The organism is Pseudomonas sp. MWU12-2020 (assembly GCF_023100605.1).
Lineage (GTDB): Bacteria > Pseudomonadota > Gammaproteobacteria > Pseudomonadales > Pseudomonadaceae > Aquipseudomonas > Aquipseudomonas fluorescens_H.
In genome coordinates this window covers 302,420-318,285 of sequence record NZ_JALMEX010000005.1, presented here as the reverse complement: position 1 = coordinate 318,285, position 15,866 = coordinate 302,420, and the positions used below count along the sequence as shown (strand labels likewise).

Annotated in this window: 9 protein-coding genes; 3 read left to right on the top strand and 6 right to left on the bottom strand. The window is 61.0% G+C overall.

The window, feature by feature from the left end; all coding sequences use genetic code 11:
- Positions 1–184: 184 nt before the first annotated feature.
- The 3 genes from M0814_RS14320 to putP all read right to left on the bottom strand — a co-directional run bounded on the left by M0814_RS14320 (position 185) and on the right by putP (position 4,733).
- The gene (locus tag M0814_RS14320) at positions 185–889 is read right to left on the bottom strand and encodes a DUF4123 domain-containing protein (RefSeq protein ID WP_103485557.1); all 705 of its coding nucleotides are present in this window, start codon (positions 887–889) and stop codon (positions 185–187) included.
- On the bottom strand, positions 879–2,894 hold the full coding sequence (locus M0814_RS14315) for a type VI secretion system tip protein VgrG (RefSeq protein ID WP_103485558.1): 2,016 nt from the start codon (positions 2,892–2,894) through the stop codon (positions 879–881). Before M0814_RS14315 ends, M0814_RS14320 begins: the two co-directional genes overlap by 11 nt.
- A gap of 354 nt (positions 2,895–3,248) precedes the next feature.
- Positions 3,249–4,733: a sodium/proline symporter PutP gene (gene putP, locus M0814_RS14310; RefSeq protein WP_103485560.1), complete on the bottom strand. Its 1,485-nt coding sequence runs from the start codon at positions 4,731–4,733 to the stop codon at positions 3,249–3,251.
- Between the two features lie 457 nt (positions 4,734–5,190).
- Between putP and putA the strand changes: the two genes are divergently transcribed.
- Together putA and M0814_RS14300 are read left to right on the top strand one after the other, a co-directional pair.
- A complete protein-coding gene (putA, locus tag M0814_RS14305; protein ID WP_103485561.1) occupies positions 5,191–9,144 on the top strand; it encodes a trifunctional transcriptional regulator/proline dehydrogenase/L-glutamate gamma-semialdehyde dehydrogenase in 3,954 nt (1,317 codons plus the stop codon).
- A gap of 260 nt (positions 9,145–9,404) precedes the next feature.
- Positions 9,405–11,207, top strand: coding sequence for an acyl-CoA dehydrogenase (locus M0814_RS14300; RefSeq protein ID WP_103485562.1), 1,803 nt, complete (start codon positions 9,405–9,407; stop codon positions 11,205–11,207).
- Positions 11,208–11,349: 142 nt separating this feature from the next.
- Here M0814_RS14300 and M0814_RS14295 read toward each other — a convergent pair whose 3' ends face one another.
- From M0814_RS14295 to M0814_RS14285, 3 genes are all read right to left on the bottom strand, one after another.
- A complete protein-coding gene (locus tag M0814_RS14295) occupies positions 11,350–13,287 on the bottom strand; it encodes a methyl-accepting chemotaxis protein (protein ID WP_103485563.1) in 1,938 nt (645 codons plus the stop codon).
- Between the two features lie 99 nt (positions 13,288–13,386).
- On the bottom strand, positions 13,387–13,689 hold the full coding sequence (locus tag M0814_RS14290; RefSeq protein ID WP_003220971.1) for a cell division protein ZapA: 303 nt from the start codon (positions 13,687–13,689) through the stop codon (positions 13,387–13,389).
- The gene (locus tag M0814_RS14285) at positions 13,686–13,916 is read right to left on the bottom strand and encodes a hypothetical protein (RefSeq protein ID WP_003220969.1); all 231 of its coding nucleotides are present in this window, start codon (positions 13,914–13,916) and stop codon (positions 13,686–13,688) included. Before M0814_RS14285 ends, M0814_RS14290 begins: the two co-directional genes overlap by 4 nt.
- Positions 13,917–14,193: 277 nt before the next feature.
- Here M0814_RS14285 and M0814_RS14280 point away from each other — a divergent pair, with 277 nt between their 5' ends.
- Complete coding sequence (locus tag M0814_RS14280; protein ID WP_103485564.1) at positions 14,194–15,819, top strand: methyl-accepting chemotaxis protein; 1,626 nt, start codon at positions 14,194–14,196, stop codon at positions 15,817–15,819.
- The last annotated feature ends 47 nt before the right edge of the window (positions 15,820–15,866 follow it).

Here is a 15,866-nt window from a genome sequence, read left to right as displayed (position 1 = left end):
GGACGCACATAGACTGCCGCAAACCGGGCGACGACGTTTATGCGCTCTTCTAGTATCAGGGCTCCTACACCCTGTCGCCGCATCTGCGGTGACAATGCAAGACTATCCCTGCTACCCAACGCCCACCAGTTCATGAAAGCCGCCGCAACTCGAAGGAAACGTCCGAAGCCTTCGCCCGGAAAACTCACTCCAGTTCTGCCAGCAAATACTCCACCAATGCCGATGGCGACGATTCTTCCGACGCTGAAACCTGAAAAAACTGCCGAACCTTGCAGCGCAACACAGCCTCGGGAAACGCCTCATGCAGCGCCGGATGCTCCTCGCTCAGCCACTGCAGCGCATTGCCGATCCGTACTGCATTCCCTGCTGAAGCCAGTACAGACTCAGGCACCTTCCACCAGGGAAACACCCGCCCCGAAACCTGCGCCCTGCCCCCGATATCCACGGCCTGTCCATTGATCAAGCCGCGCGAGATCACCGGTATCAACTGCGCAGATTGCACTTCGTCGGACTGTAGGATCGGCAACAGAAACCGCCCATCCCAAAACCGAAAAAACACCGCTGTGCCGCCCGGCATCAGCACTTGAGTCAAACTGCGAAAATGCTCAACTACCACCTCAAGGCTCGCGGAAGACACCGCCAACCACCCCCAGTCGCGAGACTCGGTAGAGGCTACCCAATCGAGAAACTCACTGTCCGCCGCGACAATTCCCACGAAGGGCATCACCGCGTCCCACTCGGCGTAGATCGTGTCAGCCCAGATCGGGCTCGGTGCAACCAACGGAGGCCTGGCGTCGCTGGCGTTACTCAAGACCGCGAACAGTTGTTCCGAAGATTTCAGCGGTTCACGCGCCAACCACGCTGAAGGCGTGAGGCACTCAGGCTGCACAGACACCGTCCTTGCAGCGCTCGCACTCTTCGCAGAATGGTGCATCACCTTTAAAGCTCATGATTTGCGCAGCAGTGAGCATGGCCGTTGGTGCGGCTGCGAGTTTTGCCGGCAATCCCGGCACTCCCGGCGCTGCACTCATCGCCGCCATTGGCGCACCACCGACCATGATCGGCACGCTGCTGAAAATTCCTCCGGGGCCGATGCTGATCCACTGCCCGCCCGCCTGAATCGTTGCGCTCGCGCCACCGTCGATCACCACTTGTTGCCCGGCACTGACGTGGATTTGTCCGCTGGCACTGGTGGCCTGACTACTCACCCGAATATGCCGATCACCAATAACCGTCAGGTGATCATCCTGTTTCACTTCGGTCTGGCGCTGACCGTGGGTAATGCGCTGCTCGTCAGCCTTGAGTTCATGGCTGGCAAGTCCGGTGACGACGATGCTGCGCTGGTTGTCGACCTGAACCTGTTGGTCATGCAGTACATGCTGAGTCCAGTTGCGCTGGGCGCGCAGGTAGATTTCTTCGGCGCCCTTTTTGTCCTCGATGCGCAGCTCGTTGTAACCGCCGCCACCGGGACTGCTCTGGCTGCGAAAGATGCTGCGGGTCTGGTCGGCGGGCAGGTCCAACGGCAGCGGAGTTGCCGCGTTTGGTAGGCAACCCATCACCAACGGCTTGTCGGCATCGGCGTCGATGAAACCGACCAGCACTTCCATGCCGACCCTTGGGATCAGCACGCTGCCGTAATGGTCATGCGCCCAACCCGTGGCGACGCGCAGCCAGCAACTGGAATGCTCGTTGAGCTCGCCGTCACGATCCCAGGCCAGTTGCACCTTGACCCGGCCGTACTCGTCGCAGTGGATTTCCGTGTCTTGCGGCCCGGTGACCACGGCCGGTTGATAGCCGGGCATGCGCGGTTTTTCCGGCCCCAACGCCGGGCGAAAGAACACCTCCCACGGCGTGGCAAGAAAGGTATTACGGTAACCCTGGAATGTTTCCCCATCGCTGGTCACCGATTCCTCCAGCACTTGCGGCTGTCGGCCATGGTGCTCGATGGCGGTGAGCAGCCACAGGTCATTCCAGTCCTGGCGCGGATGCTCGCTCAGTTGCAGGAAATGTCCGCAAACCAGTGCGGATACGTCGCTGATGCCCTCAGCCTGACGGTAGTCGGCGACATGCCTTTCCAGCGTACGTTGCGCCAGTTGCCTGCCGGTTTCTCGATCGTTGAATTGGCCGGGAAAGTGATAGTCCTCGAGCACCGGGCGCTGCTCACTGTCGCTGCGGCTTTGCAGTTGCAGTCGCGGCTTTTCGAAGTTGTAGTCGCGCCGGGTGACCACGCTGGTGCGAGTCTCCACCCGGACGTTGAAGCGCTTGATGGCCGGCGCCGTCGACGCCATGCCGCTGCCCGGCAAATACAGCGTCGGCTCGGCCAGGCGCGGGAACACCGTTTGATCGTCGCCGAACACCAGCACATGTCCATCCGGGCTGTGCTGAAAGTGGTAATGAATACCGACCTCGGCACACAGCCGCTGAATGAACGCCAGATCGCTCTCGGCGTACTGCACACAATATTCACGCACCGGGTAATCGCTGCCGAGGCGGAACTCGAAGGCATCGCGCAGGATTGCGTGATCCTTGAGGATCTGCGCGACGATCTGCGGAACCGTCTGATGCTGAAAAATCCGCTGGTTGATGCGGTGACCGAGGTAGGTCAGACGCGGCACCAGGCTCAGGTGATAGCGCGTCAGACGTTTCCCGGAATCGCCCTGCCCGACCCGATAAATCTGACCGTGAATGCCACTGCCATCGGCATCGAAGCCAAGAAACGCCTGACAGTGCAGCAGGCTTTCGAGATCCAGATCGGGGCGCTCACTGACCAGCTCCAGCTCGAAACGAAAGGGTTGGCTGATGGCTTCCTTGCCCGTGAACTCAAGGACTTTGAGGTCATGCTGGGCGCCTTCGAGGGTCAACGTAAAACGCGGTTGATTGGCAGGCGCGAACATCCGATGTCTCTCTGCAGAATGAGGGCGGGCGATTCTGCATGAGGGGCAAGGGGTGTTGGGTGGGAGACAGGAAAATCAGATTTGCCCTACTTTTTCTGGCGAAAAAGCCTTCGCAAATCGGTGCATCCGACTACAGACAACCCTCTCAAAATCACCACCGAACAACTGTGGGAGCGGGCTTGCTCGCGAAAGGGCCGTGTCAGTCGACATTGATTTCATTTGACCCACCGCATTCGCGAGCAAGCCCGCTCCCACAGGGGATCTACGCTGAGTCAGGGATATTGCAGGCATAAAAAAACGGCCCGCCTCCTTGTAGGAAGCGGGCCGTTTTCCTGTGAGCCGCAGCTCAGTGCATCACTTGTTCAGGTGGAAATCCTTTTCCGCTGCCTGGAAGCGCTGCACCATGCCAGCGGTCGGCGCGCCGAGCTTGCTGACGATGTAGATCGCCAGGCTGGCGAAGATGAAGCCCGGGATGATTTCGTACAGCCCCACCACCTCGAAATGCTTCCACACCACCACGGTGATGGCGCCGACCAGAATGCCGGCCAGCGCGCCGTTGCGGGTCATGTCTTTCCAGATCACCGAGATCAGCACCACTGGACCGAACGCGGCACCGAAACCGGCCCAGGCGTAGGACACCAGGCCCAGCACGCGGTTTTCCGGGTTGGCGGCCATGGCGATAGCAATCAGCGCCACCAGCAACACCATCGCGCGGCCGACCCAGACCAGTTCAACCTGGGAAGCGGATTTGCGCAGAAAGGTTTTGTAGAAGTCTTCGGTGAGGGCGCTCGAGCACACCAGCAACTGGCAGCTCAAGGTGCTCATCACAGCCGCGAGAATCGCCGACAGCAAGACACCGGCCACCCACGGGTTGAAGAGGATTTTCGCCAGTTCGATGAACACCCGCTCGTGGTTCTCGGTCACGGGACCGGCCACTTCCGGGTGCGCCGAGAAGTAGGCGATACCGAAGAAGCCCACGGCGACGGTGCCGCCCAGGCACAGGATCATCCAGGTCATGGAGATGCGACGGGCGTTGGCAATCGACTTCACCGAGTCAGCGGCCATGAAACGCGCAAGGATGTGCGGCTGACCGAAGTAACCCAGACCCCAGCCCATCAGCGAGATGATGCCGATGAAGGTGGTGCCCTTGAGCATGTCGAAGTTGCTTGGATCCTGGGCTTCAATGGCCAGGAACGTGGTATCGACGCCGCCGGTGGCCAGCAGCACGATGATCGGCGTCAGCAGCAGCGCGAAAATCATCAACGTGGCTTGAACGGTATCGGTCCAGCTCACCGCGAGGAAACCGCCGACGAAGGTGTAGGCAATCGTCGCCGCAGCACCGGCCCACAGCGCCGTCTCGTAGGACATGCCGAAGGTGCTTTCGAACAGACGGGCGCCGGCCACGATGCCGGATGCGCAGTAAATGGTGAAGAACACCAGAATCACGATCGCCGAGATGATGCGCAGCAGGCCGCTCTTGTCTTCAAAACGGCTGGAGAAGTAGTCCGGCAGGGTCAGGGCATCGCCGTTGTGCTCGGTCTGCACGCGCAGACGGCCGGCGACAAACAGCCAGTTCAGGTAGGCGCCGACGATCAGGCCGATGGCGATCCAGCTTTCCGACAGACCGGACATGTAGATGGCACCCGGCAGGCCCATCAGCAACCAGCCGCTCATGTCGGAAGCACCGGCGGACAGAGCCGTCACGACGCTGCCCAGGCTGCGGCCGCCAAGAATGTAGTCAGAGAGGTTGTTGGTGGAGCGATAGGCCATGAAGCCGATCAGCACCATTGCTGCGATGTAGATCACGAAGGTGATCAGTGTTGGATTGCTTACGCTCATTAAGTTACGCCCTGGCTTTGTTTTTATGTTGCAGCGGTGATTGATCGTCCACAAACGACGACGTTTGGCAGACGAAACGGGATCCCGCGCATTTAGGACTGATGTTTCCCCAGGAAAGCCACCAGCCGATGCACCGGGTATTCCCGGTTGCACCTTGGGCGCGAATGCTATGCAACAAAGCAAAAAAGGTGCAACCAGTTTCTGGCAATTAAGTTGCACCTAGTCGGATATACCGATAAATACGCGGTTTTTGCTCCCTTTTAGCGCAGTCCAGGCGCTTCGCTAGAAGCAAAAGCACCAAGCCAGAGCGGCACTTCAGTACCAGAAAATAATTCCTGACGAAGCGTTTATTTTTCCGACAAAAAAAGGGTTGCACCCGGTTGCACCTCACTCAGCGCACGGCTAATCTTGCCGCCAGCTGATGCCACGCAACTGTGGCAACCATGAGGATAAAAATATGGCTACCACCACCCTTGGGGTCAAACTCGATGACCCGACCCGCGAGCGCCTGAAGGCTGCCGCGACCTCGATTGATCGCACCCCGCACTGGCTGATCAAGCAGGCAATTTTCAATTACCTGGAAAAACTCGAGGGTGGTGCAACCCTGACCGAGCTGAACGGTTTGACCACCAAGGACGCCGACGACGCCGGTGAAGTCCAGAACGATCACGCCCACCAGTGCTTCCTCGAATTCGCTGAAAGCATCCTGCCGCAATCGGTACTGCGCGCTTCGATCACCGCCGCTTACCGTCGCCCAGAGCCGGAAGTGGTGCCGATGCTGATCGAGCAGGCGCGCCTGCCGGCACCGATGGCCGAAGCCACCAACAAACTCGCCGCGTCGATTGCGGAAAAACTGCGTAACCAGAAAAGTGCCGGCGGTCGTGCAGGCATTGTTCAGGGCCTGCTGCAGGAATTTTCCCTGTCGTCCCAGGAAGGCGTGGCGCTGATGTGCCTGGCCGAAGCGCTGCTGCGCATCCCGGACAAGGGCACTCGCGATGCACTGATCCGCGACAAGATCAGCACCGGCAACTGGCAGCCGCACCTGGGCAACAGCCCGTCGTTGTTCGTCAACGCCGCGACCTGGGGTCTGCTGCTGACCGGCAAACTGGTATCGACCCACAATGAAGCCGGCCTGACTTCGTCGCTGAGCCGGATCATCGGCAAGAGCGGCGAGCCGATGATCCGCAAGGGCGTCGACATGGCCATGCGCCTGATGGGCGAGCAGTTCGTCACCGGCGAAACCATCGCCGAAGCACTGGCCAACGCGAGCAAGTTCGAAGCCAAGGGCTTCCGTTATTCCTACGACATGCTCGGTGAAGCGGCGCTGACCGAACATGACGCGCAGAAGTACCTGGCGTCGTACGAACAAGCCATCCACTCGATCGGCAAAGCCTCCCACGGTCGTGGGATTTATGAAGGCCCGGGCATTTCCATCAAGCTCTCGGCCCTGCACCCGCGTTACAGCCGTGCGCAATACGAGCGCGTGATGGACGAGCTGTACCCGCGCCTGCTGTCGCTGACCCTGCTGGCCAAGCAATACGACATCGGCCTGAACATCGACGCCGAAGAAGCCGACCGCCTGGAGCTGTCGCTGGATCTGCTCGAGCGCCTGTGCTTCGAGCCGCAACTGACCGGCTGGAACGGCATCGGTTTCGTGATTCAGGCTTATCAGAAGCGTTGCCCTTACGTGATCGACTACGTGATCGATCTGGCCCGCCGCAGCCGTCATCGTCTGATGATCCGTCTGGTGAAAGGCGCGTACTGGGACAGCGAAATCAAGCGCGCCCAGGTCGAAGGCCTGGAAGGCTATCCGGTCTACACCCGCAAGGTGTACACCGACGTTTCCTACATTGCCTGCGCCCGCAAACTGCTGGCGGTGCCGGAAGTCATCTACCCGCAGTTCGCCACGCACAACGCCCACACCCTGTCGGCGATTTACCACATTGCCGGTCAGAACTATTACCCGGGCCAGTACGAATTCCAGTGCCTGCACGGCATGGGCGAACCGCTTTACGAGCAGGTTGTAGGCAAAGTTTCCGAAGGCAAGCTGAACCGTCCGTGCCGCGTGTACGCACCGGTCGGTACTCACGAAACCCTGTTGGCGTACCTGGTACGTCGTCTACTGGAAAACGGCGCCAACACTTCGTTCGTCAACCGCATCGCCGACCAGTCGATTTCGATTCAGGAACTGGTGGCCGATCCGGTGGCCCAGATCGAGCAGATGGCGACCGTGGAAGGTGGTTTCGGCCTGCCGCACCCACGCATTCCGCTGCCGCGTGACCTGTATGGCTCCGAGCGCGCCAACTCCAGCGGCATCGACATGGCCAACGAACATCGTCTGGCCTCGCTGTCCTGCGCCTTGCTCGCCACCGCGCACAACGACTGGAAAGCCGCGCCGATGCTCGGTTGCGCTTCCAGCAACGAAGCGCCGGCACCGGTGCTGAACCCGGCGGATCACCGCGATGTGGTCGGTCACGTGCAGGAAGCCACCGTCGAAGATGTCAACAACGCGATCCAGTGCGCCCTTAACGCCGCACCGATCTGGCAGGCCACCCCGCCGGCCGAGCGCGCGGCGATTCTGGAGCGTGCCGCTGACTTGATGGAAGGCGAGATCCAGCCACTGATGGGCCTGCTGGCCCGTGAAGCCGGCAAGACCTTCGCCAACGCCATCGCCGAAGTCCGCGAAGCGGTCGACTTCCTGCGTTACTACGCAGTGCAGGCGCGCAACGATTTCAGCAATGACGCCCACCGCCCATTGGGCCCGGTGGTGTGCATCAGCCCGTGGAACTTCCCGCTGGCCATCTTCAGTGGTCAGGTCGCTGCCGCACTGGCCGCCGGTAACCCGGTCCTGGCCAAACCGGCTGAGCAGACTCCGCTGGTCGCCGCGCAAGCCGTGCGCCTGCTGCTGGAAGCCGGGATTCCCGAAGGCGTGCTGCAACTGCTGCCGGGTCGCGGTGAAACCGTCGGTGCCGGTCTGGTCGGTGATGAGCGCGTCAAAGGCGTGATGTTCACCGGCTCCACCGAAGTCGCGCGCCTGCTGCAACGCAACATCGCTGGCCGTCTCGACAGCCAGGGCCGTCCGATTCCGCTGATCGCCGAAACCGGCGGCCAGAACGCGATGATCGTCGATTCTTCGGCACTGACCGAACAAGTGGTGATCGACGTGGTGTCCTCGGCCTTCGACAGCGCCGGTCAGCGTTGCTCGGCACTGCGCGTACTGTGCTTGCAGGAAGATTCCGCCGACCGCGTCATCGAAATGCTCAAGGGCGCGATGGCGGAAAGCCGTCTCGGCAACCCTGAGCGTCTGTCCGTGGACATTGGCCCGGTGATCGACGCCGAAGCCAAGGCCGGCATCGACAAGCACATCCAGGCCATGCGCGACAAAGGTCGCAGCGTGTACCAGGTGGCTATCGCCGACAGCGAAGAAGTCAAACGCGGCACCTTCGTCATGCCGACCCTGATCGAGCTGGAAAGCTTCGACGAGCTGCAACGCGAGATCTTCGGCCCGGTGCTGCACGTGGTGCGCTACAAGCGCAAGGACATCGACCAGTTGATCGGCCAGATCAATGCGTCCGGTTATGGCCTGACCCTCGGCGTGCATACGCGTATCGACGAGACCATCGCCAAGGTGATCGACAACGTCAACGCCGGTAACGTCTACGTCAACCGCAACATCGTCGGTGCCGTGGTCGGTGTGCAGCCATTCGGCGGCGAAGGCCTGTCGGGGACTGGCCCGAAAGCCGGTGGTCCGCTGTACCTGTACCGCTTGCTGTCGACCCGTCCTACTGACGCGATCGAACAATCCTTCGCTCGCGGTGATGCAGCCGTCGCCCCGGACGTGCGTCTGCGTGATGCCATGAGCAAACCGCTGAATGCCTTCAAGGCTTGGGCCGAGAGCAACCAGTACGCCGAACTGAGCACCCTGTGCGTGCAGTACGCCGCTCAATCGCAAAGCGGCATCACCCGCGTGCTGTCCGGCCCGACCGGCGAGAAGAACAGCTACGCGATCCTGCCGCGTGAACACGTGCTGTGCCTGGCGGACGTCGAAGGCGATCTGCTGACCCAACTGGCGGCGGTATTGGCTGTCGGCGGTTCGGCGGTATGGCCGGAGTCCGACATCAGCAAGGCCTTGTTCGCCCGCCTGCCGAAGGAAGTTCAGGCGCGGATCAAACGGGTTGCCGACTGGCACAAGGATGAAGTGGTATTTGATGCCGTACTGCATCACGGTCATTCCGACCAGTTGCGTGGTGTCTGCCAGCAGATTGCCAAACGTGCCGGTGCGATCGTTGGCGTTCAGGGCTTGTCCCAGGGCGAGACCAATATCGCGCTGGAGCGTCTGGTGATCGAGCGGGCATTGAGCGTCAACACCGCGGCGGCGGGGGGTAATGCGAGCTTGATGACCATCGGTTAAACCCGAGAAGTCAGGCAACCGCGATGGTTGCCTGACAATCAAATCCCAATGTGGGAGCGGGCTTGCTCGCGAAGGCGTTGTGTCAGTCGACATCTCCAGTGACTGATCCACCGCATTCGCGAGCAAGCCCGCTCCCACAGTTGTTTTGGGGTATTTGTTAAGTCGGTGCTCGGCCCTGACATCACCGTTATCAATCATCGTATTCAGCCTTTATCAGCAAGCCTAGACTCGGCCCAACCCCCATTTTCAGGTAGGCCGCCATGTCCGAGACGCTGCTCAGTTCCCGCAATCTGGCTTTCGAGCTGTACGAAGTCCTCGATGCCGAGGGCCTGACCCGGCGTGAGCGCTTTGCCGAGCACAACCGCGAGACCTTTGACGCGGCCATCGGCACCGCGCGCAGCATTGCCGAGAAATACTTCGCGCCGCACAACCGCAAGGGCGACGAGAACGAGCCGCGCTACGAGAACGGCCAGGCGATTCTGATTCCCGAAGTCAAACCGGCGGTGGACGCGTTCCTCGAGGCGGGTTTCCTCAATGCCGCACGAAGCTTCGAAGCCGGTGGCATGCAACTGCCGACGCTGCTGTCGCAAGCCTGCTTTGCCCACTTTCAATCAGCGAACGCGGCGACCACGTCCTACCCGTTCCTGACCATGGGCGCGGCCAACCTGATCGAAAGTTTTGGCAGCGACGAGCAGAAACAGCGTTTCCTGCAACCGATGATCGACGGGCGCTTCTTCGGCACCATGGCCCTGACCGAACCGCACGCCGGCTCGTCGCTGTCGGATATTCGTACCCGCGCCGAGCCGGCGTCTGACGGTACTTATCGGCTCAAGGGCAACAAGATCTTCATTTCCGGCGGCGATCACCCGCTGTCGGAAAACATCGTGCACATGGTGCTGGCCAAGCTGCCGGATGCGCCTGCGGGCGTTAAAGGCATTTCGCTGTTCATCGTGCCGAAGTTTCTGGTCAACGATGACGGCAGCCTCGGCCAGCGCAACGATGTGCTGCTGGCTGGGTTGTTCCACAAGATGGGCTGGCGCGGCACCACTTCCACCGCACTGAATTTCGGCGATAACGGCGAGTGCGTCGGCTATCTGGTGGGCAAGCCGCACCATGGCTTGAGCTACATGTTCCAGATGATGAACGAGGCGCGGATCGGCGTTGGCATGGGCGCGGTGATGCTCGGCTACGCCGGTTACCTGTACTCGCTGGAGTACGCCCGCGAACGCCCGCAAGGCCGAGTGCCGGACAGCAAGGATCCGAGCACCGCGCCGGTAGCGATCATTCAGCACGCGGACGTCAGACGCATGCTGCTGACGCAAAAATCCTACGTCGAAGGGGCATTTGACCTTGGTCTGTACGCGGCACGGCTGTTCGATGACACCACAACACTGGAGAACGAAGCCGAGCGCAAACAGGCCCATGAGCTGCTGGATTTGCTGACGCCGATCGTCAAGTCCTGGCCGTCGGAGTTCTGCCTGAAAGCCAACGAACTGGCGATCCAGATTCTCGGCGGCCATGGCTACACCCGCGAATACCCGGTTGAGCAGTACTACCGCGATAACCGTCTGAACCCGATCCACGAAGGCACCCACGGCATTCAGTCGCTGGACTTGCTCGGGCGCAAACTGGCGCAGAACGGCGGCGCTGGGCTCAAGCAACTGATCCGCCTGATCGCCAACACTGCCGAGCGCGCGACCGCGTACGAATCGTTGACCGCACTGCGTGAGCCACTGGAGCAATTGGTGGCTCGCCTGCAAACAGTCACCATCGGCCTGCTGACCGATCTGGCGCAGGGCAAGGTCAACAGCAGCCTGGCAAATTCGGCGCTGTACCTGAAAGTATTCGGGCACACGGTGATTGGCTGGCGCTGGCTGGAACAGGCGATTCGCGCGGAGGAAGGCTTGGCCAAGGGCAATGCGGCGGATGCCGACTTCTATAAGGGCAAGTTGCAGGCGGCGCGGTACTTCCTGACATGGGAAGTGCCGGGTTGCCAGCATGAGCTGGCGTTGCTGGAGGTGCGGGATGATACGTGTCTGGCGATGCAGGATGCGTGGTTCTGATCCGGATTTTTTGTCGCTGCTGATGCCGTCTTCGCGGGCAAGCCCGCTCCCACAGGGTCCTGTGGCGTTCACATATTAAGTGACCTGTCACAAGACCTGTGGGAGCGGGCTTGCCCGCGAAGAGGCCCGAACTGACAACACATCAGCTCAACTTGAACCCACCCATCTGTCGCGCCAGATCATCCGCCAGCTTCTGCAGCATCTGACAATCCTCGCGACAGGCGCGAACCTCCCCCGCCGTGGCCCGGGCCAGATCGGAAATCCCCTGCACATTGCGGTTGATCTCCTCGGTCACTGCCGACTGCTCTTCCGTGGCCGTGGCCACTTGATGGTTCATGTCGCTGATACGCTCGACCTGTCCGGTAATTGCGGTCAACGATGCGCCGGTACGCTGGCTCGATTTAACCCCGGTGCCGGTCGCCGCCTGCCCGGTGCGCATCGATGACACGGCATTCTCTGCGCCTTGCTTGAGGCTGCCGATCATCTGCTGAATCTCGTCGGTGGACGCCTGCGTCCTGCGCGCCAAGGTGCGCACTTCATCCGCCACCACGGCGAACCCACGGCCCATGTCTCCAGCCCGCGCCGCTTCAATCGCCGCGTTGAGCGCCAGCAAGTTGGTCTGCTCGGACACCCCGCGAATCACCGCCAGCACCGAATCAATCGACGCCACCTGCTGCGCCAGCTCACCCACCGCGCCGGCCGCCAGGCCGATCTCGTCGGACATGCTTTCGATGTGGCGGATCGAGCCGCCAACCACTTCCCGCGCCTGCATTGCTTCATCGCGAGCAGTTTGTGAAGCCAGCGCGGCGTTGCCGGCGTTCTGCGCGATTTCCTGCACGGTCAGGCCCATCTCGTGCACCGCCGTGGCGACCATGTCGGTCATTTCCTGCTGACGGCCGGAGCGTTCGGCGGTGTTCTCCACCACTTTCGCCACTTGGCCGACCGCGGTGCGCAGACGTTCGCTGGTGGTCAGCACTTCGCCGATCAGCCCGCGCTGGCTGTCGAGAAAGCGGTTGAAGCCGCGCGCGAGATCACCCAGTTCATCGGCGCGGCTGGAATCTAACCGATGGGTCAAATCTCCACCGCCGCTACCGATTGCTACCAGCGCGGCTGTTACCTGACGAATCGGTCGCACCAGCCCTTGGGCCAGCCACACCACCAGCGCCAGGCACACCAGTGCCACCGCCAGACCAATGCCGCCGCTCATCCACATCGCCTTGCGGGCTTCGGCGTAGATCTGCGCCTGCGGCACTTCGGCCACCAGCGTCCAGCCCAGATCGCGCAGCGGCAGGCTGAAGGCGAGGAAGTCTTCGCCATCGCGCTGGAAGGAACTGTTAGCGGCAACTTTTTGACCCATGACCGCTTGCGCCGCCGACGCACCGATCTGCTCCGTGAGGGTGCGCTTGCCACTGAACTGCGCCTCGGGATGGACCTGGATCAAACCGTCGGAACGCACGAGATAGACCTTGCCGCGCTCGCCAAAGCTGAAGTTGTGGATCAGCTCCGACAGCTCTTTCATGCTCAGGCCCAGCCCCGCGACGCCGACCACTTTGCCGGCCTGCTCGACCTTCAAGTCGATGAACAGCGCCAATTCTCCGGTGGCGCCATCGTTATCGATGTTCAGAGTGCGCGGCTGGTTGCTGTCGAGGAAGGCATAGAACCAGGCATCGGCCGGTTTGGCCCGACTGAGGGTGCGATCCAGGCCTTTTTCGGTGATGTAGTGGTTGGAGTCGATGCCGATGATCAACGCGGTGAAGGCTTTATGTTCGGCGCGGATGCCTTCCAGATACTGCGCGAAGGCCGCCGTTTTGCTGCTGTCTTCACCCGAGGCCAGCCAGTCGCGCACCATGCTGTTGCTGGCGATGTCTTTGGCGGCGGTCAGCGGTTGGACGAGGATGCGTTCGATGTCGTTGCGCGTCGCTTCGATGCTCGACGGCAGCGCTTGTTCGACCAGATAGCTCTGGGCGAGGCGGTTGACCACCAGGGTATAAATGCCAACCACGATCAGGATACTGACCAGCAGGGCGGTGCCCATGCTGAGAATCAGCTGCCATTGAATACTGCGTCGCCACAACTGCATGGAGCACCCCCAAAGAATAAGTGGCCGAAACAATGCAACAGCCGTGCCGATTGTATACAACCCAATCGACAATCTATTCTTTGGTTGTGCGCAACCCCATCAGCCCTGATTGATGGTCTTGGCGATGGTTTCGACCGTGGCGCTGACTTGCTCTTGGTAACGGTCGAGTTCTTCCTGGTGCTGCTTCTTCATTTCGATCTGCTGCGAGCACAGGTTCATCGCGGCCAGCACCAGCAAACGGTCACCGATCAGCGTCGGGTATTTGCGTTTGGTGTCGGCCAGTGCAGCCTTGAGCATCAGTGCGGCATCCAGCAGGGTCTGTTCTTCCCCGGCCGGTGCCTTGATCGAATAGTCCTCCCCGAGAATGGAGATGACTTTTACCCCTGCGGTGCCGTGGTTCATGCGCTGACAGGACCTGCGTTGACGCGATCAACCAGGGCCTGGATGCGCGCTGCGGTGGCGCCGTGCTTCTCTTCCTGTTCCATCAGGCTCAGTTGCAGGCTTTCGTTTTCATCCTTGGCCTGGGCCAGTTCCGTGGACAGGGTCTGGTTGGTTTGCGTGAGGGTCTGGTTCTGTTGCACCAGGTCGCTGACGAGCTGTTCCAATTGGCTGAGGGATGCTTCCAACATTTTGATCTTCCAAGCGTTTTTCAAAGGGCGCGTACGATAAAGAAAAGTCACTGCGGATGCCAGGGTTATACCGGCGCAAGGCCTTGATTTTCCTGGTGGCCGACCGTTCTCGCGAGTTTAAAAGACTGTGATCTGCCGATCTGGTTCCTGCACTTCGTCGCTCAGGCCCATCTGCGACAAATACGCACAGCGCCTCAAGACTTTAGTCGTATGACCGATAAGTCATCCAACAGCAGTCTCAGCCCGCATGGATGCGGCCCTTTTTGGTATCCGCGCCATGTCCCTTCGCAACATGAATATCGCCCCCCGGGCGTTCACCGGCTTCGCCCTGATCGGCGGCCTGATGCTGATTCTCGGCGTGTTCGCCCTGAACCAGATGAGCAAAATCCGCGGCGCTGCCGAGGACATCACGTCCAGCAGCGTGCCGAGCATCAAGAACCTCGACGAGTTCACCCAATTGACCTTGCGCCTGCGGGTGCTGTCCTACCGCTTGTTGGTCAACCGTGAGCCGGACGTGCAGCAGAAGACCGTTGAGCTGCTGGAAACGCGCAACCAGCAGATCCGCGCCGCCCAAGCGGCCTACGAACCACTGATCGCCAGCCCTCAGGAGCGCGCCGCCTACGACCAGTACGTGCAGCTGCTCGGCCAGTACCGTCAGATTGAAGACCGGATGAAGAGCCTGTCGCGCAACAATCAGGTGGACGAGCTGCGCAACCTGCTCAACACCGAGTTGCTGAACAACTCCGAAGCGATGAACGGCGTGCTCAATCGCCTGATGCAGCTCAACGGTGAGCAGATCAGCCAGACCAACCAACAAGCCGCCGAGCAGTATTCCTCGGCGTTCAATCTGGTGGTCACCCTGTTGGTCATCGCCACCGGTCTGACCTTCCTGTTCGCCTGGCTGCTGACCGTCAGCATCACCAAGCCGATCTCCAAAGCGCTGGACGCGGCGGAAACCATCGCCGAAGGCAATCTGACCCAGCCGATCCACGTCGACGGCACCGACGAAGCCGGACGTCTGTTGGCGGCCATGGCCAAGATGCAATCGAAGTTGCGCGACACCCTGCAGCGCATCTCCGGCTCGGCCACCCAGCTTGCATCTGCAGCGGAAGAGCTGAACAGCGTCACCGACGAAAGCGCCCGTGGCCTGACCCAGCAGAACAACGAAATCGAACAGGCCGCCACCGCTGTCAACGAAATGACCAGCGCCGTGGAAGAAGTCGCGCGCAATGCGGTGAGCACTTCGGAAGCCTCGAAGAACGCCACCACTTCGGCCGGCGATGGCCGTGACCTGGTACAGGAAACCGTCAGCGCCATCGAACGCATGAGCGCCGATGTGCAGAGCACCGCGACCCTGATCGGCGATCTGGCGAATGAATCCCGCGACATCGGCAAGGTGCTGGACGTGATTCGTGGCCTGGCGGATCAGACCAACCTGTTGGCCCTGAACGCGGCGATTGAAGCGGCCCGTGCCGGTGAAGCCGGTCGTGGTTTTGCCGTGGTCGCCGATGAAGTGCGTGCCTTGGCGCATCGCACCCAGCAGTCGACCAGCGAAATCGAACGCATGATCGGCAGCATCCAGAGCGGCACCGAACACGCCGTGGATTCGATGCGCAACAGCACCGAGCGTGCCGAATCGACGCTGAACATCGCCCGTGGTGCCGGGATGTCGCTGGACACCATCAACACCGCGATCGTCGAGATCAACGAGCGCAACCTGGTGATCGCCAGCGCCGCCGAAGAGCAGGCGCAAGTGGCCCGCGAAGTCGATCGCAACCTGGTGAACATCCGCGACCTGTCGGTGCAATCGGCCACCGGCGCGAATCAGACCAGTGCGGCGAGCAACGAGCTGTCGCGCCTGGCGCTGGATCTGAACAATATGGTTGGGCGCTTCAGCCTGTAAATTTTCAGATCAAGGTCAAAAGCCCCTCACCCCAGCCCTCTCCCAGA